Here is a 25316-nt window from a genome sequence, read left to right as displayed (position 1 = left end):
GGGGGACATTCGCCGGAAAGGGTGTGGCGCCCCGGCGCTCGATCCACCGGCAGCCGCGTCTGCTCCAAATAAAAAAGACCCCGCCATTGTGGCGGGGCCTTTTCGTGTAGCCGTTGCCGGGCAGAGCCCGGCAATTCCGAGCGCTTACGCGCCGTGGGCGGCGAGCTGGCCCAGGCGCTGCACCGCCACCGATACCGTCGGGTAGTCGAGCGTCTTCTGCTCGGCCAGCTCCTGCAGCATCGACAGGGTGAAACGCAGGCTGCTGTCGTCACGGCCGATCCAGGCCGCGACCTTCGCCTCGGCGCTGCCACCCTTCATCGACAGCACCTGGGCAGCCAGGTTGCGGTGATGGGCGGCCAGCTCGTCGCGCAGCACGCCACGGGCCACCGCGTGCCAACGGCCGTTGACCTCCAGCGCGTCGATCTGCTCGAACAGCCACGGCAGCTGCAGCGCATCGCCCAGGCGGAAGTGGACCTTGGACACGTCCACCGGCTTCAACTTGCGGGTGCGCGCCAGTTCGATGATGTCGAACGCCGGCTCCAGAAACTGCAGCTCGGACAGCTGCTGTGCCAATGCCGGCGGCAGGCCCTTGTCCTTCCACTCCTGCACGCTTGCCTCATAGGCCGGACGCTGCGAATCGGGCAGCACGCCGGACGCGTCGCGGATGTCGTTGAACGGCGCCTGGTAGCGGTTCACCGCCTCGGTGATGCCCGGCATCGCGCCGGGGCGGAACAGCAGCCAGCGCACGAACGAGCGCTGCAGCTTCCAGATCACTTCCAGCGCATCGATCTGCACCGACTCCGGCAGGGTCCCGTCGAGCGCGTCGATCTGCGCCCACAAGGCCCGTGCATCCAGCGTTTCGCGGCTGATCGTATACGCCTTGGCGACCTCGGCGATGCTGCGGCCGGTGTCTTCCTGCATGCGCATCAGGAAGGTGGCGCCCATGCGGTTGATGGTCTGGTTGGTCACCGCCGTGGCGATGATTTCGCGCTTCAGGCGGTGACGCTCCATCGCATCGGCGTACTTCTTCTGCAGCGGCGTCGGGAAGTAGCGCTGCAGCTCCTTGGACAGGTAGGGATCTTCCGGGATGTCCGATTCCAGCAGCTGCGCGAACGCCACCAGCTTGGAGTACGACAGCAGCACCGACAGCTCCGGACGCGTCAGCCCCTGGCCGCGCGCCTTGCGCGCCGACAGCTCGGCGTCGGACGGCAGGAACTCGATCTGCCGGTCCAGCAGGCCCTGCTTCTCCAGCGTACGGATGAAGTGCTGCTTCGAACCGAGGCGCTTGACCGCCATCCGCTCCATCAGGCTGAGGGCCTGGTTCTGGCGGTAGTTGTCGTTGAGTACCAGCTCGGCCACTTCGTCGGTCATCGACGCCAGCAGCTTGTTGCGCGCGTCCACGGTCAGCTTCTTGGCCCGCACCACGTCGTTGAGCAGGATCTTGATGTTGACTTCGTGGTCGGAGGTATCCACGCCGGCCGAGTTGTCGATGAAGTCGGTGTTGAGCAGCACGCCGGCCTGGGCCGCCTCGATACGGCCGAGCTGGGTCATGCCCAGGTTGCCGCCCTCGCCCACCACCTTGCAGCGCAGCTCGCCACCGTTGACGCGCAGCGCATTGTTGGCACGATCGCCGACGTCGCTGTGCTGCTCGGTCGCCGCTTTGACGTAGGTACCGATGCCGCCGTTCCAAAGCAGGTCCACCGGCGCCTTCAGGATCGCGCTCATCAGGTCGTTGGGCGACAGCGCCTTGACGTTGTCGTCCAGGCCCAGCGCTTCACGCACCTGCGGCGTGATCTCGATCGACTTCAGGGTGCGCGGGTAGATGCCGCCGCCCTTGCTGATCAGCTTGGCGTCGTAGTCGGCCCAGCTCGACCGCGGCACGGTGAACATGCGCTCGCGCTCGACGAACGACGTGGCCGCGTCCGGATTCGGATCCAGGAAGATGTGGCGGTGGTCGAACGCGGCCAGCAGGCGGATATGCCGCGACAGCAGCATGCCGTTGCCGAACACGTCGCCGGACATGTCGCCGACACCGACCGTGGTGAAGTCCTGGCTCTGGCTGTCACGGCCCAGCGCACGGAAGTGGCGCTTGACCGACTCCCACGCACCACGCGCGGTGATGCCCATGCCCTTGTGGTCGTAACCGACCGAACCGCCGGAAGCGAACGCATCGCCCATCCAGAAGCCGTGCGCGATGGCCAGGCCGTTGGCGATGTCGGAGAAGGTCGCGGTGCCCTTGTCGGCCGCCACCACCAGGTACGGGTCGTCCATGTCGTGGCGGACCACGTCCACCGGCGGCACGATCTTGTTGTTGACGATGTTGTCGGTGATGTCCAGCAGGCCCTGGATGAACAGCTTGTAGCAGGCCACGCCGTTGGCGAACACCGCATCACGGTCGCCGCTGGCCGGCGGGGTCTTGGCGAAGAAGCCACCCTTGGCACCGACCGGCACGATCACCGTGTTCTTCACCATCTGCGCCTTGACCAGGCCCAGCACTTCGGTGCGGAAGTCTTCGCGACGGTCCGACCAGCGCAGGCCGCCACGGGCGACCGCGCCGAAGCGCAGGTGGGTACCTTCCACGCGCGGACCGTACACGAAGATTTCGCGGTACGGGCGCGGCTTGGGCAGGTCCGGCACCAGCGCCGAATCGAACTTGAAGCTGATCACGTGGCCGTGGCGGCCCTCCGCGTCGGTCTGGTAGTAGCTGGTGCGCAGGGTGGCGTCGATCACGCCCATGAAGCTGCGCAGGATGCGGTCTTCGTCCAGGCTGGAGACGCGGTCCATCAACTTGAGCAGCGCATCGCGCGCCGCGTCCATCTGTGCCTTGCGGTCGCCCTTGCGGGCATCGACGACGGTGCCGAGCACCTTGAGGGTGGCCTCGTCGCCACCGGACAGCACGTCCAAGTGTGCGCGCAGCTCGGCCTGGCCCTCGGCGATCGCCGCCTTGTCCTCGTTCCCGGTGGCCGGGTCGAAGCGCGCTTCGAACAGCTCCACCAGCAGGCGGGCCAGCAGCGGGTAACGGGTGAAGGTGGCTTCCACGTAGGCCTGCGAGAACGGCACGCCGGTCTGCAGCAGGTACTTGCAGTAGCCACGCAGCATGGCGACCTGGCGCCAGTGCAGGCCGGCGGCCAGCACCAGGCGGTTGAAGCCGTCGTTCTCGGCGTCGCCGTGCCAGACCCGGGCGAAGGTTTCGCCGAACGCGGCGTCGGCGCTGGCGGCGTTGATCGGACCGGCCAGCGACTCCACTTCGAAGTCCTGCACGTACACCGGCGCGTTGTCCACGCTGAGGCGGTACGGGCGCTCGGAGATCACGCGCAGGCCCATGTTTTCCATCATCGGCAGCGCGTCGGACAGCGGAATGTCGTCCAGCTGGCGGTACAGCTTCAGGCGCAGGCCCTCGCCGCCTTCGCGCTGCACGGCCTGCAGGCTCAGGCGCAGGTCGTCCGGACCGGTCAGCGCGTCGAGCTGGCTGACATCATTGGCCGCGATCTCGGTGCTGGAATCTTCGATGTACCCGGCCGGCAGTGCCTTGCCGATGCGCGAGGCGATGCGCAGGCCTTCGCTTTCGCCGTGGCGGGCCACCAGCGCTTCGCGCAGGTCATCCTGCCAGTTGCGCAGGACCTGGGCCAGCTTCTGTTCCAGCACGCTGGTGTCCACTTCCAGGGTCTGGCCGGCCTTCGGGCGCACGATCAGGTGCACCTGGGCCAGCGGCGACTCACCGAGCACCACCGAGCTGTCCACGTATTCGCCCTGCAGGGCGTCCTTGAGCATCGCTTCGATGCGCAGGCGCACGTCGGTGTTGAAGCGTTCGCGCGGCAGGTACACCAGCGCGGAAATGAAACGGCTGTACTTGTCGCGGCGCAGGAACAGGCGGCTGCGCACGCGCTCCTGCAGGCCGAGCACGCCGATGGCGGTGCGGTACAGCTCTTCCTCGCTGGACTGGAACAGCTCTTCGCGCGGCAGGGTTTCCAGGATGTGGCGCAGCGCCTTGCCGCTGTGGCTGGCCGGGGCCAGGCCCGACTTGCTCATCACGTATTCGTGGCGCTGGCGCACCAGCGGGATTTCCCACGGGCGGCGGTTGTAGGCGCTGGAGGTGAACAGGCCGAGGAAGCGCTGTTCGCCGATGATCCTGCCCTTAGCGTCGAATTCCAGCACGCCGATGTAATCCATGTAGCCGGCGCGGTGCACGCGCGAACGCGCGTTGGTCTTGGTCAGGATCAGCGCGTCCTTCAACCCGGTGGTGGCGTTGAGGCCCTGCGCGGCCAGGGTCTTGACCGGGCGCGCGGCGGACTTGTCCTTGCCGCGCATCAGGCCCAGGCCGGTGTCGTTCAACGGCGCCAGCACGTCTTCCTTGCCCTGCTTCTCGACGCGGTACTCGCGATAGCCGAAGAAGGTGAAGTGGTTTTCAGCGGCCCAGCGTAGGAATGCCTGCGCTTCGGCGCGCGACGCGTCGTCCACCGGCAGCTGGCGGGTGCCGAGGTCGTCGGCCAGGGCCAGCGCCTTGCTGCGCATGGCCTGCCAGTCGCCGACGATGGCCCGCACTTCTTCCAGCGCCTTGACGATGGCCTGCTCGACATCGGCCATGGCCTCGGCCGGCTGGCGGTCGATTTCCAGCAGCATCACCGATTCGGCGGTGCCCTCGCCCACGCTCGACACCTTGCCGGACTTGTCGCGGGTGAAACGGATCACCGGGTGGCCCAGCACGTGTACGCCCACGCCGTGGTCGGCCAGGGTCATGGTCACGGTGTCGACCAGGAACGGCATGTCGTCGTTGACGATCTGCAGCACGGTGTGCGCCGATTCCCAACCGTTGGCCTTCAGGGTGGGGTTGAACACGCGCACGTTGGCTTTGCCAGCTTTGCGCGCGCGCGCGAATTCGAGGGTGTCGCCGGCCAGCGCGGCCCATTCTTCAGCGGTGTGGTGCGGGAACTCGTCCGCTTCCATGCGCTTGTAGAAGTCTGCGGCGAACGCCACTGCCTCGGCCTGCCCGGCCGCCGGGTAACGCTTGCGCAAGGCCGTGTACACCGGTTCCAGCGAGAAGCCCACTGGCGAAACAGTCTGCGTATCGGCTGGTTTGGTCGTTTTTTTCACGGTCTTGGCTGCTGTTTTTTGCGGTTTCATGGCAGAGCGGTGCGTGTTGCCCAGTTGGAAAGATGAAATTGTAGCCCTACCGCATGAAAACACCTTGCTGCAGGACGGAATAAGGTTTTTCGGGTTGGGTGGCGTTTACATCGACACGTTCAATTCGCGGCGGTATGGATGCCGACCGCGATGCAGCGGATGCAACAGCATCGGCACGCGCGGTGGCAGCTTGATGTCGGCATGACGGACCGTGCCGAACGCCACGCTTCACCAATTCTGAACTGGACGGTATAGTCCACCGCGTGAACTCCCCTGCCCCAGCCGCTGCGGTCCTCGACGCGCGCGATCATCGCGTGTTCGATGCCGTGCGCGATCTGATGGCCACCCAGGGCATGCAGCTGAGCATGGAGTCGGTCGCGCAGCAGGCGGGATGTTCCAAGCAGACCCTCTACAGCCGCTACGGCAGCAAGCAGGAACTGCTGCGCCGGGTCCTGCAGCGGCACCTGTGCCGCGCCACCGCCGGCCTGCGCGCCCTGGACGGCGACGACCTGCGCGGCAGCCTGCTGCAGTTCGCGCTCGACTACCTGGACCACTTCAACGAACCCCACGTGGCCCAGGCCCGCCGCCTGATCGCAGCGGAGGCGGCCCAGTTTCCCGACGAAGCACGTTCGCTCTATCGCGATGGCGCGGGTGCGCTCAGTCTTCACCTCGCTGAATGGATCCAGCAGCGGTGTCGGGATGGCCTGCTCCGGCATGACGACCCGCACTTCATGGCCGAACTGCTATTGAGCATGATCGCCGGGCTGGATTTCGAGAAACAACGGTTCCACACCCCCCATCGTGCTGACGCTTCGCAGCGGCGCCGCTGGGCCGAATTTTCCGTGGACAGCTTCCTGCGTGCGTTTGCCGCGCCGGACGCGGTCCGCCCACCGCATTCAAACCAACACCGGAGTTTCTCCTGATGATCGCCCCACTCCGCACCTTTGCCCTGTCGTGCGCAGTCGCCGTCGCGTTGACCGCCTGCAAGAAGGAGGAGCAACAGACGCCCCCGCCGCCGGAAGTGGGCGTGATCGAGGCCAAAGCCGACACCCTGCCGCTGCAGCGTGAGCTGGTCGGCCGCCTGTCGCCGTACCGCAGTGCCGACGTGCGCGCCCGCGTGCCCGGCGTGCTGCTCAAGCGCGTCTACCAGGAAGGCCAGGACGTGAAGCAGGGCCAGGTGCTGTTCCTGATCGACCCGGCGCCGCTGCAGGCCGCGTTGAATGCCTCGCAGGCCGAACTGGCCTCGGCGCAGGCCACCTACGCCAATGCCAAGGCGGCCGCTGCCCGTGCCCGTTCGCTGGCCCCGCAGAAGTTCGTCTCCAAGTCGGACCTGGACGCCGCTGAAGCCACCGAGCGCACTGCCGCCGCCGCCGTGCAGCAGGCCCAGGCGTCGCTGTCGAACGCCAAGATCAACCTCGGCTATGCCCAGGTCACCTCGCCGATCGACGGCCGCGCCGGCAAGCAGCAGGTCACCGAAGGCGCGCTGGTCGGCCAGGGCGACATCACCCTGTTGACCACCGTGGACCAGCTGGACCCGCTGTACGTCAACTTCTCGATGAGCTCGGACGAGCTCACCCAGCTGCGCCAGGCCCAGGCCAAGGGTGCGGTGACCCTGGCCGGCGACGGCAAGTCGACCGTGCAGGTGAAGCTGGCCGACGGCACCGCCTATGAGCACCCGGGCACGCTGGATTACTCCTCGGCCGTGGTCGACCCGTCCACCGGCGCGGTGACGCTGCGCGCCGTGCTGCCGAACCCGGACAAGATCCTGCTGCCGGGTTCGTTCGTGAGCTTCCAGGCGGCGCTGGGCGAGCGCAAGAATGCCTTCCTGGTGCCGTTGCAGGCACTGCAGCGTGACACCATCGGCGGCTACGTGATGGTCGTCGGCAAGGACGGCAAGGTTCTGCGCCGCAACGTCGTCACCGAAGGCCAGCAGGGCAGCAACTGGCTGGTCAGCAGCGGCCTGGAGGCCGGCGACCAGGTGATCGTGGCGGGCGTGCAGAAGGTCAAGGAAGGCGCGCCAGCCACGGCCAAGCCGTGGACCCCGACCGCCGCCAACGGCAATGGCCAGGCCCCGGCCGGGGCTGCACCGGCCGCCGCCGGCCAGGCACCTGCCGCACCGGCCGATGCCGCCGCGGCACCCGCCGACCCGGCTGCCACGCCGTCCGACGGCGCTCCGGCTGCCGAACCGACCAAGCAATAACGGGAACCGTCCGTCATGCCTAAATTTTTCATTGAACACCCGGTATTCGCCTGGGTGGTCGCGATCCTGATCTCGCTTGCGGGCGTGATCTCGATCCTGGGTCTGGGCGTGGAGTCCTACCCGAGCATCGCACCGCCCCAGGTGACGGTGAGCGCCACCTACCCCGGCGCCAGCGCCGACACCACCGAAAAGTCGGTCACCCAGGTGATCGAGCAGCAGCTGACCGGTATCGACCACCTGCTGTACTTCAGTTCCTCGTCGGCCTCCAACGGTCGGGCGCAGATCACCCTGACCTTCGAAACCGGTACCGACGCGGACATCGCGCAGGTGCAGGTGCAGAACAAGGTGTCGCTGGCCACGCCGCGCCTGCCCACCGAAGTGACCCAGCAGGGCGTGGTGGTGGCCAAGGCCAACGCCGGCTTCCTGATGGTGGTCGCGCTGCAGTCCGACCGCGAGTCGATCACCCGCGATGCGCTCAACGACATCGTCGGCTCGCGCGTGCTCGACCAGATCTCGCGCATTCCCGGCGTCGGCAGCACCCAGCAGTTCGGTTCCGAGTACGCCATGAACATCTGGCTCAACCCGGAACGGATGCAGGGCTACGGGCTCTCGGCCAGCCAGGTACTGGCCGCGATCAAGGCGCAGAACGTGCAGTTCGCCGCCGGTTCGCTGGGTTCGGACCCGTCCCCGGCCGGGCACTACTTCACTGCCACGGTGTCGGCCGAAGGCCGCTTCAGCTCGCCGGAGCAGTTCGAGAACATCATCCTGCGGGCAAACGCGGATGGCTCGCGGGTGATGCTCAAGGACGTGGCGCGGATCGCCTTCGGCGCCAACAACTACGGCTTCGATACGCAGTACAACGGCAAGCCGACCGGTGCCTTCGCGATCCAGCTGCTGCCCGGTGCCAACGCGTTGAACGTGGCTGACGCGGTGCGCGCCAAGATGGACGAGCTGCAGCCGAGCTTCCCGGCCGGCGTCAGCTGGTTCTCGCCGTACGACAGCACCACCTTCGTGAAGATCTCGATCGAGGAAGTGGTCAAGACCCTGATCGAAGCGATCGTGCTGGTCTTCCTGGTGATGCTGATCTTCCTGCAGAACTTCCGCGCGACGCTGATTCCGACCCTGGTGATCCCGGTGGCCCTGCTCGGCACCTTCCTGGGCATGAGCATCATCGGCTTCACCATCAATCAGCTGACCCTGTTCGCGATGGTGCTGGCGATCGGCATCGTGGTCGATGACGCGATCGTGGTGATCGAGAACGTCGAACGGATCATGACCGAGGAGAAGCTGCCGCCGAAGGCCGCGACCCAGAAGGCCATGACCCAGATCACCGGCGCGGTGGTGGCGATCACGGTGGTGCTGGCGGCGGTGTTCATTCCGTCGGCGCTGCAGGGCGGCGCGGCCGGCGAGATCTACAAGCAGTTCGCGCTGACCATCGCCATCGCGATGGCGTTCTCGGCGTTCCTGGCGCTGGGCTTCACCCCGGCGTTGTGCGCGACCTTCCTCACGCCCACGCACGGCAAGCCGAACGTGGTGTACCGCACCTTCAACAAGTACTACGACAAGGTCAGCGGCACCTACGTGGGCCACATCACCTCGGCGGTGAAGCATGCGCCGCGCTGGATGATCCTGTTCGTGGTGCTCACGGTGCTGTGCGGCTTCCTGTTCACCCGCATGCCGGGCAGCTTCCTTCCGGAAGAAGACCAGGGCTATGCGCTGGCGATCGTGCAGCTCCCGCCGGGCTCGACCAAGGCGCAGACCAATGCGACCTTCGCCCAGATGCGCGGCATCCTGGAAAAGCAGGATGGTTTCGAGGGCATGCTGCAGGTGGCCGGTTTCAGCTTCGTCGGTTCCGGTGAAAACGTGGGCATGGGCTTCATCCGGCTCAAGCCCTGGGCGGACCGCGATATCACGGTGCCCGAGTTCATCGGCAACATGAACGGCGCGTTCTACGGCATCAAGGAAGCGCAGATCTTCGTGGTCAACCTGCCGACGGTACAGGGCCTGGGCCAGTTCGGCGGCTTCGACATGTGGCTGCAGGACCGTGGCGGTGCCGGCTTCGAACAGCTGACGCAGGCGCGCAACATCCTGCTGGGCAAGGCGGCGGAAGAGAAGGAACTGCTCACCGGCGTGCGTCCGAACGGGCTGGAAAACGCACCGCAGCTGCAGCTGCACGTGGACCGCGTGCAGGCGCAGACCATGGGCCTGTCGGTGTCGGACGTGTACAGCACGATCCAGCTGATGCTGGCGCCGGTGTACGTGAACGACTTCTTCTATGAGGGCCGCATCAAGCGGGTCACGATGCAGGCCGACGGTCCGTTCCGGACCGGGGCGGAGTCGCTGAACAGCTTCTACACGCCGAGTTCGCTGCAGAAGAACAGCGACGGTACGCCGGCGATGATTCCGCTGAGCACGGTGGTGAAGTCGGAATGGGTGTCGGCACCGCCGTCGCTCAGCCGCTACAACGGCTATTCGGCGATCAACATCGTGGGTTCGCAGGCGCCGGGCAAGAGCTCGGGCGAGGCGATGCAGGCGATGGAGCGGATCGTGCAGGACGACCTGCCGCCGGGCTTCGGCTACGACTGGTCGGGCATGTCCTACCAGGAAATCCTGGCCGGCAATGCGGCGACGCTGCTGCTGGTGTTGTCGATCGTGGTGGTGTTCCTGTGCCTTGCGGCGCTGTATGAAAGCTGGTCGATCCCGGTGGCGGTGCTGTTGGTGGTGCCGCTGGGCGTGCTCGGTGCGCTGGCGTTCTCGCTGGCCCGCGGGCTGCCCAACGACCTGTACTTCAAGATCGGCCTGATCACGGTCATTGGTCTTGCGGCCAAGAACGCGATCCTGATCGTGGAGTTCGCGGTGGAGCAGCGGGCGGCGGGCAAGAGCCTGCGCGAGGCAACCATCGAGGCGTCGCGCCTGCGCTTCCGCCCGATCCTGATGACCTCGTTCGCGTTCATCATGGGCGTGATCCCGATGGCGATCTCCACCGGTGCCGGCGCCAACGCGCGTCACGCCATCGGCACGGGCGTGATCGGCGGCATGGTGTTCGCCACCTTCCTCGGCCTGCTGATGATCCCGGTGTTCTTCGTGGTGGTCCGCCGCATGCTGGGCGACAAGCTGGACGAACCGTCCAAGGAGTTCCTGGAACGCCAGGGCGACGCCAACACGTCGCACCGTCCGGATCGTTGATCTTTGTTTGATTGAAACGCGAAAGGCCCCGGAGCGATCCGGGGCCTTTTTTTTGTTGCCGTAGAGCCGGGCCCTGCCCGGCTGCTGTTGCGTTGCACGCTCCACGTAGAGCCGGGCTCTGCCCGGCTGCTGTTGGTTTCTGGCGAACAGCCCCTGGCTGATGCGGTCTCTGGCTTAGGCGGATCGGGACGGGTTTGTGGGGGACGCCGTAAATACGTCCATGTAGGCTTGGTCGTCGCATCCATGCGGCTCACACCCCCACAAACCCGCCCCGACCCACCTTTTGACAGTGTGTCGTTGCCACGGGAAAAGCGGGTGTGCCGGCGATGCCGGCACCCTACTTCAATCAGTTCAATGCGTTATTGAACGTGGAAATTTTCACGGCGGTTGTTTGGGAACCAACCCTACCGGCGGGGCGCTCTGCCCTGTGCTTTTTCCTTGGCCTCCTGCCTACTGTCAAAGGCGGGCCGGTGCCCAAAGGCTGTTCGCCCAGATGCATGAAGCTACCGGGCGCAGCCCGGTACCCAGGCAAACCATGCAATCACACACCCGAAACGCAATCGGGGCCCCAAAGGGCCCCGATGCTGTGTTCTGTGCAGCGAGAATCCGCGTCAGCGCAGGCCGGTTTCGTTGCGGGCGATGACCAGGCGCTGGATTTCCGAGGTGCCTTCGTAGATCTCGGTGATCTTGGCGTCGCGGAAGTAGCGCTCCAGCGGCATTTCCTTGGAATAGCCCATGCCACCGTGGATCTGCACCGCCTGGTGGGTGATCCACATGGCCGCTTCGGAGGCGGTCAGCTTGGCGATGGCTGCTTCGTTGCTGAAACGCTTGCCCTGGCCCTTCACCCATGCCGCGCGCAGGGTCAGCAGCAGTGCTGCATCCAGCTTGCACTTCATGTCGGCGATCTTGGCCTGGGTCATCTGGAACGTGCCGATCGCCGCGCCGAACGCCTTGCGGTCCTTCACGTACTCGAGGGTGGCCTCGTACGCCGCGCGCGCGATGCCGATGGCCTGCGAGGCGATGCCGATGCGGCCCGCGTCCAGAACGCCCATGGCGATCTTGAAGCCCTCGCCTTCCTTGCCCACCACGTCTTCAGAAGCCGCCACGTAATCCTGGAACTCGATCTCGCAGGTCGCCGACGCGCGGATCCCCAACTTCGGCTCGGTCTTGCCGCGGTGGAAGCCGGCCTTGTCGGTGTCGATCATGAACGCGGTGATCCCGCGGGCGCCCTGCTCCGGGTCGGTCATCGCGAACAGCACGATGTATTTGGCCACCGGGCCCGAGGTGATCCAGCTCTTCTTGCCGTTGATCACGTAGGTGCCATCGGCCTGCCTGACCGCGCGGCAGCGCATGGCGGTGGCGTCCGAACCGGACTGCGGCTCGGTCAGCGCGAAGGCACCGATGGCCTCGCCCTCGGCGATGGCGCGCACATACTTCTGCTTCTGCGCCTCGCTGCCGTGGGTCAGGATGCCGTTGCAGAACAGCGAATTGTTGACCGACATGATCGTCGAATGCGCCGCGTCGCCCGCGGCCACCTCCACCATCGCCAGCACGTAGGCGATCGGGTCCATGCCCGCGCCACCGTATTCGGCCGGCACTTCGATGCCCATCAACCCGTTCTCGCCGAGCAGGCGGATGTTCTCCAGCGGGAACTCGCCGGTGCGGTCATGGTGCTCCGCACTGGGTGCGATCTTTTCCTGCGCGATGCGACGCGCGACATCCTGCAGCATCAGCTGCTCTTCGGTGAAACTGAAATCCACAACACCCTCCCAGGAACATGGCTGCAAAGGCCGCGCAGTACGCGACCGGATGGTGCGATTGTACCGGGGGCCGGCCAATCCCGGCTGACTTGACCGCGCAGGCGCCAAGGGACGAAAATATCTCTATATCGCGATAGGTAGATATTTATGGATCTCGAGGACTGGTCGGTCCGGCTGAAAGTGTTCGCCGACGCCACCCGCGTACGCCTGCTGACCCTGCTGGAGCAGGAGGAGCTCACCGTGGCCGAGCTGTCGGCCATCACCACCCTGGCGCAGCCGCGGGTGTCCACCCACCTGGCCCGGCTCAAGGAAGCCGGCCTGGTCCGCGACCGGCGTGCCGGCGTGTCGGCGTACTACCGCTTCGACGACGCCGCGCTGGACCCGGCGCAGCGTGCATTGTGGCATGCCCTGAGCACCGGCAGCGACGACCCGCTGCTGCGCCAGGATGCCGAACGCGTGGCCGCCGTGCTGGCCAGCCGCGCCGCCGACCAGAACTGGGCCGACAGCGTCGCCGGCGACATGGAACGCCACTATTCCCCCGGGCGCACCTGGGAAGCGCTGGCGCGCACCGCCCTGCCGCTGCTGGAAACCGGCGACGTGCTGGACATCGCCTCCGGCGACGGCGTCCTGGCCGAACTGGTGGCCCCGCACGCCAAGCGCTACGTGTGCATCGACACCAGCGCCCGCGTGGTGGCCGCCGCCAGCGAACGCCTGCGTCGGCTGGCCAACGTCGAGGTCCGCGAAGGCGACATGCATGCCCTGCCGTTCAAGGACCGCAGCTTCGACCTGGTCGTGCTGATGCACGCCCTTACCTACGCGGCCAAGCCCGCCCAGGCCGTGGCCGAAGGTGCGCGCGTACTGCGTCCGGGCGGCCGCCTGCTGCTGTGCAGCCTGGCCCGCCATGAGCACAAGGCCGCCGTGGAAGCTTACGGCCACGTCAATCTCGGTTTCTCGGACAAGGAACTGCGCCGGTTCGCCGAAAAGGCCGGGCTGGTCGTGTCCAGCCTGGAAACCGTGACCCGCGAGAAGCGCCCCCCGCACTTCGAAGTCATTTCGCTGATCGCCAGCAAGCCCTGAGGTTCTCCCGATGTCCCTGCCCTGGCTGCACCCCGATCGTGTCCGCGCCCTGGAACAGGCGCTGGCCCAGCGCATCCTGATCATCGACGGTGCCATGGGCACCATGATCCAGCGGCATGGACTGGAAGAGGCCGACTACCGCGGCGAGCGCTTCGCCCAGGGCTTCGACCACCAGCACGGCGCGGGCTGCGACCACGGCACGCCGGAAGGGCATGACCTGAAGGGCAACAACGACCTGCTGCTGCTGACCCGGCCCGAAATCATCGCCGACATCCACACCGCCTACCTGCAGGCCGGCGCCGACCTGGTCGAAACCAACACCTTCAACGCCACCTCGGTCAGCCAGGCCGATTACCACCTGGAACACCTGGTGTACGAACTGAACAAGGCCGGCGCGGCGGTAGCCCGCGCCTGCTGCGACGCGGTCGAAGCCACCACCCCGGACAAACCGCGCTTCGTGATCGGCGTGCTCGGCCCGACCAGCCGCACCGCCTCGATCAGCCCGGACGTGAACGACCCCGGCTTCCGCAACACCAGCTTCGACGCGCTGCGCGACACCTACCGCGAAGCCATCGATGGCCTGATCGACGGCGGCGCCGACACCCTGATGGTCGAGACCATCTTCGACACGCTCAACGCCAAGGCCGCGCTGTTCGCGATCGAGGAGGCATTCGACGCGCGCGGCGCACGGCTGCCGGTCATGATCTCCGGAACCATCACCGACGCCTCCGGTCGCACCCTGTCCGGCCAGACCGCCGACGCCTTCCATGCATCACTGGCGCATGCGCGGCCATTGTCGATCGGCCTGAACTGCGCCCTGGGTGCCGATGCGATGCGTCCGCACGTGGAGACCCTGGGCCAGGTCGCCGATTGTTACGTGAGCGCACACCCCAACGCCGGCCTGCCGAACGCGTTCGGCGAATACGACGAAACCCCGGACGAAATGGCTGCCACCCTGCGCGGCTTCGCCGAGGACGGCCTGCTCAACCTGGTCGGTGGCTGCTGCGGCTCCACCCCCGATCATATCCGCGCCATCGCCCAGGCGGTCGCCGGGCTGCCACCGCGGGCCCTGCCCGGCGCCCGGGAGCAGGCCGCGTGAGCGCCGCCACCCGCCATACCCGCCTGTCCGGGCTGGAACCGCTGGTGATCACACCGGACCTGCTGTTCGTCAACATCGGCGAGCGCACCAACGTCACCGGCAGCGCCCAGTTCCGCAAGCTGATCAAGGAAGAACGGTACGAAGAAGCGGTCGACGTCGCGCGCCAGCAGGTCGCCAGCGGCGCGCAGATCCTTGACGTCAACATGGACGAGGGCCTGATCGATTCCGAAAAGGCAATGACACGCTACCTCAACCTGATCATGTCCGAGCCGGACATCGCACGCATTCCGGTGATGGTCGACTCCTCCAAGTGGAGCGTGATCGAAGCCGGGCTGAAGTGCCTGCAGGGCAAGAGCGTGGTCAATTCGATCTCGCTCAAGGAAGGCGAAGCGCAGTTCATCGAGCAGGCGCGCAAAGTGATGCGCTACGGTGCCGCCGCCGTGGTGATGGCCTTCGACGAACAGGGCCAGGCCGACACCTGCGCGCGCAAGGTGGAGATCTGCACCCGCGCCTACCGCATCCTGGTCGACCAGGTCGGGTTCCCGCCGCAGGACATCATCTTCGACCCGAACATCTTCGCCGTGGCCACCGGCATCGAAGAACACGACAACTATGCGGTGGACTTCATCGAAGCCACCCGCATCATCAAGCGCACCCTGCCGCACTGCCACGTGTCCGGTGGGGTGTCCAACGTGTCGTTCTCGTTCCGCGGCAACGAAACCGTGCGCCAGGCGATCCACGCGGTGTTCCTGTACCACGCCATTGCGGCCGGCATGGACATGGGCATCGTCAACGCCGGCGCGATGCCGATCTACGACGACCTGGACCCGGAGCTGCGCGAGCGCGTGGAGGACGTGATCCTCAACCGTCGCGCGGACGGTACCGAACGCCTGCTGGAGATCGCCGAGCGCTACAAGGGTAAAAAGGGCGAGGTCAAGGGCGAAGACCTGGCCTGGCGCGAGAAGCCGATCGACGCGCGGCTGGCGCATGCGCTGGTGCACGGCCTGGATGCGTGGGTCGAGGCCGATACCGAGGAAGCGCGGATCCGCTCCAGCCGGCCCCTGGACGTTATCGAAGGCCCGTTGATGGACGGCATGAACGTGGTCGGCGACCTGTTCGGCGCCGGCAAGATGTTCCTGCCGCAGGTGGTGAAGTCGGCGCGCGTGATGAAGAAGGCGGTGGCCTACCTGCTGCCCTTCATCGAAGCCGAAAAGGCGCGCAGCGGTGATACCGCCAGGAGCAACGGCAAGATCATCATGGCCACGGTCAAGGGCGACGTGCACGACATCGGCAAGAACATCGTCGGCGTGGTCCTGGCCTGCAACAACTTCGAGGTCATCGACCTGGGGGTGATGGTGCCCGCGCAGAAGATCCTGGACGCGGCCCGCGCCGAGAACGCCGACATCATCGGCCTGTCCGGGCTGATCACCCCATCGCTGGAAGAAATGAGCCACGTAGCCCGCGAGATGGAACGCCAGGGCTTCACCCTGCCGCTGATGATCGGTGGCGCGACCACCTCGCGCGCGCATACCGCGCTGAAGATCGACCCGCACTACAAGGCACCCACGGTGTGGGTGAAGGATGCCTCGCGCGCGGTGGGCGTGGCCCAGTCGCTGATTTCCAGCGAGCTGCGCGACGCCTTCGTGGCCGCCAACGAGGCCGACTACGCCGACATCCGCCAGCGTCACCGCAACCGCGGCGACGCCAAACGGCTGGTCACGTTGGCCAAGGCGCGGGCGCAGCGCTTCGACGGTGGCTGGGCCGACTACCAGCCGCCCGCGCCGCGCAGGCCGGGGCTGCACGTGCTGGACGATTACCCGCTGGCCGACCTGGTCGAGGTCATCGACTGGACGCCGTTCTTCCAGGCCTGGGAGCTGGCCGGCAAGTACCCGGCCATCCTCACCGACGAGATCGTGGGCACCCAGGCCAGCGAGCTGTACTGCGACGCGCGCGCGATGCTCAGCCGCATCGTCGAGGAGCGCTGGCTGACCGCCAAGGCGGTGTTCGGGCTGTGGCCGGCCAACAGCGTCGGCGACGACGTGCACCTGACCACCGACGACGGGCCGGCCGTGCTGCACTTCCTGCGCCAGCAGGTCGACAAGCCGGTGGAGCGCCCCGACTTCTGCCTGGCCGATTTCATCGCGCCCGCCGACAGCGGCCGCCAGGACTGGATCGGAGCGTTCGCGGTCACCGCCGGCATCGGCATCGACCCGCACGTGGCGCGCTTCGAAGCCGACCATGACGACTACAACGCGATCCTGCTCAAGGCGCTGGCCGACCGCCTGGCCGAAGCGCTGGCCGAGCGCCTGCACCAGCACGTGCGCACCGACTACTGGGGTTACCAGCCGGACGAAGCGCTGGACAACGAGGCGTTGATCGCCGAACGGTACAGCGGCATCCGACCGGCGCCGGGGTATCCGGCATGCCCGGAACACAGCGAGAAAGCCACCCTGTTCCGGCTGCTGGATGCCGAACGCCACGCGGACATGCAGTTGACCGAAAGTTTCGCGATGCTGCCCACCGCGGCGGTATCGGGGTATTACTTCAGCCACCCGCAGAGCCAGTATTTCGTGGTCGGCCGGGTGACCCGCGAGCAGGTCGGCGACTACGCCAGGCGCAAGGGCGTGGACCGTGTCCAGGCCGAGCGCTGGCTGGCCTCGAACCTGGATTACGATCCAGAGTGAGGGTAGAGCCGGCGGTCTGTAGAGCCGACGGTTAATAAAGCCGACGGCCAATAGAGCGACGGTAGCGCCGACTGTTAGTCGGCTGATCCTCCCCGCAGCCGACTAACAGTCGGCGCTACCTCCCCCCGCCGAAGTGCCAGCCCCGCCGCAACGGCCCCCCCGCCCCCCACCGCAATCGGCACACTGCAATGACGCCCCACCCCCGCGACCCGGTCCCGGTCGCCCGCCTCTCCAGCTTCTACCTGTTCTACTACGCGGCCCTCGGCGCGTTCACCCCGTACTGGTCGCTGTTCCTGACCGCGCGCGGGATGAGCGTGACCGCGATCAGCGTGATGATGGGGATCTGGTACGCCACCCGCATCGTCGCGCCGACCACGTGGACCTCGATCGCCGCTGCCTCACCGCGACCGATCCGCTGGCTGCGGATCGGCTGCGTGCTGACCCTGCTGACATTCTGCGTCTTCCTGCTGCCACTGCCGCAGCCGTGGATGTACCCGGCCATGGTGGTGTTCTGCTTCTTCTACAACGCGGTGATGCCGCAGTTCGAATCGATCACGCTCACCCACCTCGGCAATGACAGCCATCGCTACGGGCTGATCCGGGTCTGGGGATCGCTGGGCTTCATCGCGGTGGTGATGGGCTTTGGCTGGCTGATCGAAGGCCACGGCGGCGCCGGCAACGCGCACCTGCTGCCGTGGCTGATGCTGCCGCTGTTCGCGCTGCTGGTGGTGTCGGCCTTTTCCAATTACTACGCGCGCGACTTCCATCGTAGCGGCGGCGACGCCAGCGGCTTCTGGCAGATCGTGCGCAAGCCGCAGGTGCTGGCGTTCTTCCTGGCCGCGTTCATGGAACAGCTGTCATTCGGGCCCTATTACACTTTCTTCTCGGTCTACATGGACCACCATGGCTATGCCACCTCCACGCTGGGCCTGCTGTGGACCGTCGGCGTGGTGTTCGAAGTGGGCGTGTTCTTCACCATCGGACGCTTCTTCCGCCGCTATGACGCCAGTTGGATGCTGCTGATCGCACTGGTCAGTTCCACGCTGCGCTGGACCGTCACCGCCCTGTTTCCGCAGCACCTGGGCATCATGCTGGTCGCGCAGACCGCACATGCGCTCGGGTTTGCCGCGTTCTTCGCCGCGGCGATGCAGATGCTGGCCACGTATTTCCCTGGACGCCTCAACGGGCATGGGCAGGGGCTGCTGTACGGGTTTTCGTCCGGCGTTGGCGGCGTGCTGGGCGCGTTGATCGCCGGCCAGCTGTGGAACATCGACCAGGGTCGTACGGCGTTCCTGGCCGGCGCGGGGTTCGCGTTCGCCGGCGCGCTGCTGTGCTTCTTCGCGATCAGCCTGCCGCTGCTGCGCGCCGCGCGCCTGCGCCGGTAACGCCGCGCGGGCACACGACCAACGGTCGTGTGCTACCGATCGGTGCGTGGCGGCGCGGGCACACGACCAACGGTCGTGTGCTACCGGTGGGTAGGTGACGACCGTTGGTCGTCACGCTGCAGATGATCGCGGAATACCGGCAGCAGGACGCGGTTTCCGTAGCCGCTCAGATGGTCGCCATCGAAGTACAGCGGCCGGCCGCCGGCATCGGGCTGGCACACCTCGCCCGGGCACAGCGTCGGCAACGGATCCCACACGCTCGCGCCCGGCAATGCGGCGGCTACCTGGCGCAGGCTTTCCAGCACGGGCGCGCGCATGGCTTCGGTCCGGGCACGCGGTATCTGCATGCCATTGACGCAGATCGGATTGTGCCGGTTGAACGCATCCGAACAGCGATACGGCGGCGCCGGCAGCACCGGCTTGGGCGCTTCCAGCACGATCCGCACGCCGCGTTCGGCCAACGGCCGCAACTGCGCGATGGCGGCGGCGACCTCGGCCGCGCGCCCCTGCACCGCTGCCGGGCTGGCCAGATCGGCCTGGACCTGCGCGATGTCGAACAGCTGGTACTGCTCGGCCAGGCGCGGCACGCGCAGGCCCGGCAGGAACAGCACGTCGCCCGCGCGCGCGGTGGCCTGGATATCCTCGATCACGTTGCGCGTGTAAGCCTCGCAGGCCGGGTTCGCACCGCGCCAGCCCTGCATGCCGACCAGCGCGCAGCCGCCGCTGCCGTACAGCCGCACCTGGCCGCCGTCCTGCACCACCTTCCGGCGCAGCAGTTCGTTGTAGACCAATGCGTGCGAATCGCCGGCCACGAACAGCACCCCGCTCGCCCCGCTGCCGCCCGGGCAGTCGCCCCGCTGCAGCAGGCGCGCCTGCCCGCCGACCACCGGAATGCTCGATTCGACCACGCGGCACTCCGGGACTTCCTTCTTCAGGCCCTTTGCATACGGGTACCAGTCCAGCGGATGGCGGCTGACCGTGCTCAACGAAATGTGCTTCTGCTGCTTGACCAGCATCGACTGCAGGCCGGCGCCGAGCACCAGCACCGCCAGCCCGAGCAGCACCCAGCGCCCGTTGGTGCGCGGCCCGCGTGCACCGTGGCGCAGCGGCTGCTCCACCCAGCGCCAGGACAGCCAGGCCAGCACGAACACCAGCACCACCGCGCAGGCCCCGGCCAGCGGCGTCTCCAGTCCCACCGTCCAACGGAAAAGTACGAAGACCGGCCAGTGCCACAGGTACAGCGAGTACGAGAGCTTGCCGATCCAGACCATCGGTGCACTGGCCAGCGCGCGGCCTGTCCAGCCGCCGCGATGCCCGTGCAGCAGGCCCAGCAACAGCAGCGTGGACAGTACCGGCCACAGGCCGTCCGGCCACGGCGAGTGACCGGGTCGTGCCGCCCACAGGCCGTAGCCCAAGGCCGCCACGGCCAGCAGCAGCAGCGGTGAACGCCACGAGATCCGGCCAGGCTGCGGCGCCACATCGAACTGCCTGGCCAGGGTCATCGCCTGGTACAGCAGCACACCGGCGCCGAGCTGCCAGAAGCGGGTGGTGGTCACGTAGAACGCCTGGATCTCCTGCCCGCCCTGCCCGGCCAGCCGCAGCGCATACCCGAGCGAGGCGAACGTGGCCAACGCGAACAGCGTGACCGACAGCAGGCGTGCACGGCCACCGCGCGACCACGCCAGGAACAGCAGCGGGAACAGCAGGTAGAACTGCTCCTCAACGCCGAGCGACCAGGTGTGGGTGTAGGGATTGAATTCGGTGCGCGGCGAGAAGTAGTCGTTGCCGGTGCTGGCCAGTACCCAGTTGCTGAGACCGAAGAACGCGCGCCGGCCGGTCTTGTCACTGGTCTCGCTGAGCCAGGATTCGGGAATGAACAGTGCGCTGAACAGCGCCGTGACCAGCAGGCACACCACCAGCGCCGGCACGATCCGGCGGATGCGGCGCGCATAGAAACGCAGCAGGCCCTGCCAGCCGCCCATCGCCGGCAGGCGGTCGACCGAGGCGCTGACCACGAAACCGGAGATCACGAAAAACACGTCGACGCCGGTGAACCCACCGGGTAACCAGCTGGCCTTGAGGTGATACAGGATGACCGACAGCACGGCGACGGCGCGCAGGCCGTCGATGTGGGGGACGTAGGTTTGTCGCAATTGGCCTTCCTGCATGCACACTCCTTTGCCGCACGACCAACGGTCGTGCGCTACCGCATTCAACCCGTCAGGTAGGTATCGACCGTTGGTCGATACCCGCTTTTTTTACCAGACCAGGTCGTCCGGCACCTGGTACGCCGGATCGGCATACGGATCATCTTCGGCCGCTGCGTTCGGGTCCACCCGCAGCGCCACCGACGGCGCGAAAACCGCCTCGGCCTCGTCCAGCACGGCGGCAGTGACCAGCAGGTAACGGCCATTGCTCTGCAGCACGCCCAGCTCGCCGGCGTTGAGCGCCTTGAGCTGTTCCGCGGTGACGTAGACGCGCTTGATCTTGCCGCCATACGGGAAGTGCCGTGCGATGTCGGCGGCCTCGTCGTTCAGCGCCTTGCCCTTCAGCAGCTCGTCCAGCTTCAGCTTGGCCTCGCGGCGCACGCGCGCTTCTTCCTGCTTCAGGCGCTCCGCTTCGATGCGGTCGTCCTTTTCCTTCTGCGCGCGGATCGCGTAGGCCTTGGCCAGGTCGATGTCCTCGCGCGAACGCGGCTTGCCCTGGCCAGCGCCCTGGCCCTGGCCGGGACGCGCGCCGCCACCGGGGCGGCTCTTGCCCTGCGGACCACGACGGGCGTCGCCGTCGCGCGCGGGGCGCTGGCCGTCGCGCGGCGGACGGGCGCCGTCGGCGGCCTTGCCCGGCGGGCGGGCGCCATGCGGTTTATTCGGGGGCCGGCCATCGCGGCGGGCATCGGGTTTGCGTTCGGGCGCAGGCGCGGACTTGAAGCCCAGGCCCAGCAGCTGGTCGCGGAGGGTATCGCTCATGACGTTGGGTCGATCAGTAGTGCGGGGGCGGTGGTTCTTCGCCCGAATCGGAATACAGCGCGTTGCGGACCTTGCCCAGGTCTTCCAGCAGCAGGCGGGTCAGGTCGGCGTTGCGGCTGCCCTCGATGCGCGCATCGGCCAGCGCTTCGCTGAGCTCGGCCAAGGCCTGTTCCTGGAAGGAAACGCGCATCTCAAGTTCGACCAGGCGCGCTTCCAGCGCCTGCTCACGCGCGGAGGGAGTGGACTCATGCATGCAGCGAACGTCCCCGGCCAATGCCGTAATAGGCCAGGCCCGCCGCTTCCAGCTCCTGCGGGTCGTACAGGTTGCGGCCGTCGAACACCACGGCGTCTTTCAGGGTGTCGCGCAGGCGGGCGAAGTCCGGGCTGCGGAACTGCTTCCACTCGGTTACCACCACCAGCGCGTCGGCGCCTTCGATGGCATCCCAGGCGCTGTCGCAGAACACCAGGTCATCGCGCTCGCCGAAAATGCGGCGCGCTTCCTCGGTGGCTTCCGGGTCGTAGGCGCGCACCTTGGCGCCGCCCTCCCACAGCTGGGCCAGCAGGCGCCGGCTGGACGCTTCGCGCATGTCGTCGGTGTTGGGCTTGAACGCCAAACCCCACACCGCGAAGGTTCGGCCGCGCACGCCTTCGTCCTCGCCACGGTCGTAGTGGCGCTGGATCAGCTGGAACAGATGCCCCTTCTGTGCGTCGTTGACCGCTTCCACCGCGTTGAGCAGGGTGGGCTCATGGCCATGCTGCTGCGCGGTGCGGGCCAACGCCTGCACGTCCTTGGGGAAACACGAGCCACCATAACCGGCGCCCGGGTAGATGAAATGCCAGCCGATGCGCGGGTCCGAGCCGATGCCCTGGCGGACCTGTTCGACGTCGGCACCGACCTTCTCGGCGATGTTGGCGATTTCATTCATGAACGAAATCTTGGTCGCCAGCATGGCGTTGGCGGCGTACTTGGTCAGTTCGGCCGAGCGCACGTCCATTTCCACCACGCGGTCGTGGTTGCGGTTGAACGGCGCGTACAGGCGACGCATCAGCGCCACCGATTCGGCGTTGGTCGCACCGATCACGATGCGGTCCGGCCGCATGCAGTCGGCAACGGCGTCGCCTTCTTTCAGGAATTCGGGGTTGGACACCACGTCGAACGCGATGTCCTCGCCACGCTCGGCAAGCACCGCAGCGATCGCGGCGCGTACCTTGTCGGCCGTGCCTACCGGCACGGTCGACTTGTTCACCACCACGGTCGGCACACGCATGTGCCGACCAATGGTGCGGGCCACGGCCAGCACGTACTGCAGGTCGGCGCTGCCGTCCTCGTCCGGTGGCGTGCCCACGGCGATGAAGATCACCTGGCCATGCGCGACCGCGGAAGCGGCGTCGGTGGTGAAGGCCAGCCGCGATGCGGCATGGTTGGCCTTGACCATCGGCTCCAGGCCCGGCTCGTAGATCGGGATGACGCCACGGTTGAGGCCGTCGACCTTGGCCTGGTCGATATCGACGCAGACCACCTGGTGGCCGACATCGGCCAGGCAGGTACCCGTGACCAGTCCGACATAGCCGGTACCGAAAATTGCGACACGCATGTCCGTGGTCACTCCAGGTCCGTTACGGAAGTACGTCCAGCAGTTCGACGTCGAAGGTCAGCGTCGCGTTCGGACCGATCGGACCGCCCGGGGTGCCCTGCTCGCCATACGCCAGCTCGCCCGGGATCCAGAAGCGGTACTTGGCGCCCACCGGCATCAGCGCAACGCCTTCCGACCAGCCCTTGACCACCTGGTCCAGGCCGAAATCGATCGGCTGGCCGCGCTGGTAGCTGCTGTCGAAGACGGTGCCGTCGAGCAGCTTGCCTTCGTAGTGGACCTTGACCTTGCTGGTCGGCATCGGGCGCGGGCCGTCGGACGCACCCGGGCGCAGCACCTGGTACTGCAGGCCCGACGCGGTGGTGACCACGTTCGGCTTCTTCTTGTTCTCGGCCAGGAACGCGTTGCCTTCGGCACGGTTGGTACCGGCCTGGGCGGCCGCCTTGGCCTGCATGTCGGCCTGCTTGGACGCCATGAAGGCTTCCATGGTGGCCTTGGCCTGGTCGGCGGTCATCTTCGGGGTGCCCTTGGCGAACGCGGTCTGGATCGCGTCGAACATGGCATCCAGGTCGACATCGTCCTTCAGCTGCGCCAGCGACGGGCCCACCGCGTAGCTGCCGAGCATCAGGCCGACCTTCTCGCGGTCCACCTTCGGCGCCGGGGTGCCCGGGGCCATGCCCGGCACCGGCTGGCCGCTCTTGACGGCCATCGCGGTGCGCAGCGACTGGTCGGTCTTCTGGGCTTCTTCCTGGCTGATCAGCGGCTGCTTGCCTTCGAAGGCGTTGGTGACTGCACGACGCAGGGCGGCCAGATCGATTTCATCGGCGATCGGGGCGAACGAGTTTGCGACGTCCAAACCAATGGCATAGCCGACTTTTTCACGCTGGGAGGTCAAGGTCGAAGTCTCCTTTGCGGCTGCACCTGCAGCCGGTTGTTGCGACATCACGGTACCGGTGGCACCCATCGCCAGAATCAGAACCGACGCCGCGGCGCCGCGCATTCCCATCTTCATTCGCTGCTTTCCTGGAAGTGACTGGACGCCGACGTCGGCGCGAAACCAGCATTGTCGCACGCACGTGCGAGATGTCGAGGATGTCAGCGCTTGGCCGGCGTGACGGACAGCTCACGTTCGATCGCCGCCACCAGTTCCTTGTCGTCCGGCTTGACCTTGCTGGAGAACTGCGCCACCACCCGACCATCGCGCGACAGCAGGTATTTGTGGAAGTTCCAGCCGGGCGCAACGCCGGTGGCGGCGGTCAGGCGCTGGTACAGCGGCGTGGCGCCGGTGCCGGTGACCTGCACTTTCTGGAACATCGGGAACTTCACGCCATAAGTAAGCGTGCAGAACTCCTGGATCTCCTTCTCGCTGCCCGGCTCCTGGCCCTTGAAATCATTGGACGGGAAGCCCAGCACCGAGAAGCCGCGCGCGGCGTATCGGGTCTGCAGCCCTTCCAGCGCCTCGTACTGCGGGGTGAAGCCGCATTTGCTGGCGGTATTGACCACCAGCAGCACCTTGCCTCCGTACTGCTTTTCCAGGTTCACCTCGGTCTTGCCGGCCAGCGGCCGGTAGTTGAGGTCAAGCAGATCAGCGGCCTGGGCGGACCCGGCGCCCAGCAACCCGACCAGCAGCAGCCCACTGCCCCAGCGGCAGGCGCGCGCCCGGGTGGCGTGGAACGGGGAAGTCGCGCGGTGGGACTGGGGCATTGGAAACTCCGGTAAAGGGGCTGGAAAACCCTGTCCTGCAGGGAAAGGCGGACTATATCACCGGGGGTTTCACTACGCGGTTGACGTACATGGCCGTCACGCGGCTGAATGCCTGCAGACCGGCCCAGCCCACCACAACATCCGCAATCTCATGATAATCAATGGGTTAAGATGATCTCGCAGACGTTGTCATGCCCCTGCCATCAGTTGGGTGTTGTCGGGTATTGCACTTGGCTGTGCCGGTGTTATAGTTGCATACAACACCAGTCACCTGATGCAGGGGAAGCCCATGAACCGCATGCGCCACCACTCCGCCAAAGCCCTCACGGCCGCGTCCGCGCTGCTGTTGCTGGGCTGGTTCAGCATCCCCGCCGGTGACCGTGGCAGCGAGACCGCCACCGGTGCGTTTGAAGGCCCGCAGGACGCAGGCGTCATCAAGGCAGGGACCGCCGACGGCGCCCCCACGCCTCCCCGCCGGCTGCACAGCTCCCTGTCCATGCCTTACTTCTCATTCGCACAGTCGCTGAACCCACGGAGCTGAC

16 protein-coding genes are annotated in these 25316 nt (G+C 66.8%); 8 read left to right on the top strand and 8 right to left on the bottom strand.

Features of this window, described 5'->3' with window-relative positions:
* Window positions 1-144: 144 nt before the first annotated feature.
* Entirely contained in the window at window positions 145-5121 is a 4977-nt protein-coding gene (locus tag FSZ13_RS13030) for an NAD-glutamate dehydrogenase (protein WP_145480316.1), read from the bottom strand.
* A gap of 263 nt (window positions 5122-5384) precedes the next feature.
* Between FSZ13_RS13030 and FSZ13_RS13025 the strand changes: the two genes are divergently transcribed.
* Genes FSZ13_RS13025 through FSZ13_RS13015 form a run of 3 tightly spaced genes read left to right on the top strand, consistent with a single transcriptional unit; the run spans window position 5385 to window position 10507 of the window.
* Entirely contained in the window at window positions 5385-6044 is a 660-nt protein-coding gene (locus tag FSZ13_RS13025) for a TetR/AcrR family transcriptional regulator (RefSeq protein ID WP_145480314.1), read from the top strand.
* Complete coding sequence (locus FSZ13_RS13020) at window positions 6044-7321, top strand: efflux RND transporter periplasmic adaptor subunit (RefSeq protein ID WP_145480312.1); 1278 nt, start codon at window positions 6044-6046, stop codon at window positions 7319-7321. Before FSZ13_RS13025 ends, FSZ13_RS13020 begins: the two co-directional genes overlap by 1 nt.
* A gap of 15 nt (window positions 7322-7336) precedes the next feature.
* Window positions 7337-10507 carry a multidrug efflux RND transporter permease subunit gene (locus tag FSZ13_RS13015; protein WP_145480310.1) on the top strand — a complete coding sequence of 1057 codons (3171 nt, stop codon included), beginning with the start codon at window positions 7337-7339 and terminating at the stop codon, window positions 10505-10507.
* A gap of 611 nt (window positions 10508-11118) precedes the next feature.
* Here FSZ13_RS13015 and FSZ13_RS13010 read toward each other — a convergent pair.
* Window positions 11119-12294: an acyl-CoA dehydrogenase family protein gene (locus FSZ13_RS13010; protein ID WP_428999997.1), complete on the bottom strand. Its 1176-nt coding sequence runs from the start codon at window positions 12292-12294 to the stop codon at window positions 11119-11121.
* A gap of 120 nt (window positions 12295-12414) precedes the next feature.
* On the opposite strand from FSZ13_RS13010, the gene FSZ13_RS13005 reads away from it, so the two are divergent.
* From FSZ13_RS13005 to FSZ13_RS12990, 4 genes are all read left to right on the top strand, one after another.
* The gene (locus FSZ13_RS13005; RefSeq protein ID WP_145480306.1) at window positions 12415-13344 is read left to right on the top strand and encodes an ArsR/SmtB family transcription factor; all 930 of its coding nucleotides are present in this window, start codon (window positions 12415-12417) and stop codon (window positions 13342-13344) included.
* 10 nt (window positions 13345-13354) lie between these two features.
* A complete protein-coding gene (locus tag FSZ13_RS13000) occupies window positions 13355-14443 on the top strand; it encodes a homocysteine S-methyltransferase family protein (RefSeq protein ID WP_145480304.1) in 1089 nt (362 codons plus the stop codon).
* The gene (gene metH / locus FSZ13_RS12995) at window positions 14440-17127 is read left to right on the top strand and encodes a methionine synthase (RefSeq protein ID WP_145480302.1); all 2688 of its coding nucleotides are present in this window, start codon (window positions 14440-14442) and stop codon (window positions 17125-17127) included. Before FSZ13_RS13000 ends, metH begins: the two co-directional genes overlap by 4 nt.
* Before the next feature lie 188 nt (window positions 17128-17315).
* Window positions 17316-18512, top strand: a complete 1197-nt coding sequence (locus FSZ13_RS12990; protein WP_145480300.1) for an MFS transporter — start codon at window positions 17316-17318, stop codon at window positions 18510-18512.
* Between the two features lie 80 nt (window positions 18513-18592).
* On the opposite strand, the gene FSZ13_RS12985 is transcribed toward FSZ13_RS12990, so the two are convergent.
* The 6 genes from FSZ13_RS12985 to FSZ13_RS12960 all read right to left on the bottom strand — a co-directional run bounded on the left by FSZ13_RS12985 (window position 18593) and on the right by FSZ13_RS12960 (window position 24774).
* On the bottom strand, window positions 18593-20680 hold the full coding sequence (locus tag FSZ13_RS12985) for an acyltransferase family protein (protein WP_145480298.1): 2088 nt from the start codon (window positions 20678-20680) through the stop codon (window positions 18593-18595).
* Window positions 20681-20770: 90 nt separating this feature from the next.
* Entirely contained in the window at window positions 20771-21478 is a 708-nt protein-coding gene (locus FSZ13_RS12980) for a DUF2058 domain-containing protein (RefSeq protein ID WP_145480296.1), read from the bottom strand.
* Between the two features lie 13 nt (window positions 21479-21491).
* A complete protein-coding gene (locus FSZ13_RS12975; protein ID WP_070208808.1) occupies window positions 21492-21731 on the bottom strand; it encodes a SlyX family protein in 240 nt (79 codons plus the stop codon).
* Window positions 21724-23073, bottom strand: coding sequence for a UDP-glucose dehydrogenase family protein (locus FSZ13_RS12970; RefSeq protein WP_145480294.1), 1350 nt, complete (start codon window positions 23071-23073; stop codon window positions 21724-21726). Before FSZ13_RS12970 ends, FSZ13_RS12975 begins: the two co-directional genes overlap by 8 nt.
* Window positions 23074-23095: 22 nt before the next feature.
* A complete protein-coding gene (locus tag FSZ13_RS12965) occupies window positions 23096-24082 on the bottom strand; it encodes an FKBP-type peptidyl-prolyl cis-trans isomerase (RefSeq protein ID WP_145480292.1) in 987 nt (328 codons plus the stop codon).
* 83 nt (window positions 24083-24165) lie between these two features.
* Window positions 24166-24774: a glutathione peroxidase gene (locus FSZ13_RS12960; RefSeq protein ID WP_145480290.1), complete on the bottom strand. Its 609-nt coding sequence runs from the start codon at window positions 24772-24774 to the stop codon at window positions 24166-24168.
* Window positions 24775-25063: 289 nt separating this feature from the next.
* Between FSZ13_RS12960 and FSZ13_RS12955 the strand changes: the two genes are divergently transcribed.
* A complete protein-coding gene (locus FSZ13_RS12955; RefSeq protein ID WP_145480288.1) occupies window positions 25064-25315 on the top strand; it encodes a hypothetical protein in 252 nt (83 codons plus the stop codon).
* Window position 25316: the final 1 nt, after the last annotated feature.

Origin of the sequence: Stenotrophomonas rhizophila, from assembly GCF_007667275.1 — a bacterium.
Taxonomy (GTDB): Bacteria; Pseudomonadota; Gammaproteobacteria; order Xanthomonadales; family Xanthomonadaceae; genus Stenotrophomonas; species Stenotrophomonas maltophilia_AE.
This window is presented reverse-complemented; position numbering and strand designations above follow the sequence as displayed.

What these genes read in the sequence shown, in the direction of transcription:
- FSZ13_RS12980 (WP_145480296.1), bottom strand. Translation starts at nt 21,478, where the DNA reads ATGAGCGATACCCTCCGCGACCAGCTGCTGGGCCTGGGCTTCAAGTCC.
- FSZ13_RS12965 (WP_145480292.1), bottom strand. Translation starts at nt 24,082, where the DNA reads ATGAAGATGGGAATGCGCGGCGCCGCGGCGTCGGTTCTGATTCTGGCG.
- FSZ13_RS12970 (WP_145480294.1), bottom strand. Translation starts at nt 23,073, where the DNA reads ATGCGTGTCGCAATTTTCGGTACCGGCTATGTCGGACTGGTCACGGGT.
- FSZ13_RS12960 (WP_145480290.1), bottom strand. Translation starts at nt 24,774, where the DNA reads ATGCCCCAGTCCCACCGCGCGACTTCCCCGTTCCACGCCACCCGGGCG.
- FSZ13_RS12985 (WP_145480298.1), bottom strand. Translation starts at nt 20,680, where the DNA reads ATGCAGGAAGGCCAATTGCGACAAACCTACGTCCCCCACATCGACGGC.
- FSZ13_RS12990 (WP_145480300.1), top strand. Translation starts at nt 17,316, where the DNA reads ATGACGCCCCACCCCCGCGACCCGGTCCCGGTCGCCCGCCTCTCCAGC.
- FSZ13_RS12955 (WP_145480288.1), top strand. Translation starts at nt 25,064, where the DNA reads ATGAACCGCATGCGCCACCACTCCGCCAAAGCCCTCACGGCCGCGTCC.
- FSZ13_RS13020 (WP_145480312.1), top strand. Translation starts at nt 6,044, where the DNA reads ATGATCGCCCCACTCCGCACCTTTGCCCTGTCGTGCGCAGTCGCCGTC.
- FSZ13_RS13030 (WP_145480316.1), bottom strand. Translation starts at nt 5,121, where the DNA reads ATGAAACCGCAAAAAACAGCAGCCAAGACCGTGAAAAAAACGACCAAA.
- FSZ13_RS13005 (WP_145480306.1), top strand. Translation starts at nt 12,415, where the DNA reads ATGGATCTCGAGGACTGGTCGGTCCGGCTGAAAGTGTTCGCCGACGCC.
- FSZ13_RS12975 (WP_070208808.1), bottom strand. Translation starts at nt 21,731, where the DNA reads ATGCATGAGTCCACTCCCTCCGCGCGTGAGCAGGCGCTGGAAGCGCGC.
- FSZ13_RS13015 (WP_145480310.1), top strand. Translation starts at nt 7,337, where the DNA reads ATGCCTAAATTTTTCATTGAACACCCGGTATTCGCCTGGGTGGTCGCG.
- FSZ13_RS13000 (WP_145480304.1), top strand. Translation starts at nt 13,355, where the DNA reads ATGTCCCTGCCCTGGCTGCACCCCGATCGTGTCCGCGCCCTGGAACAG.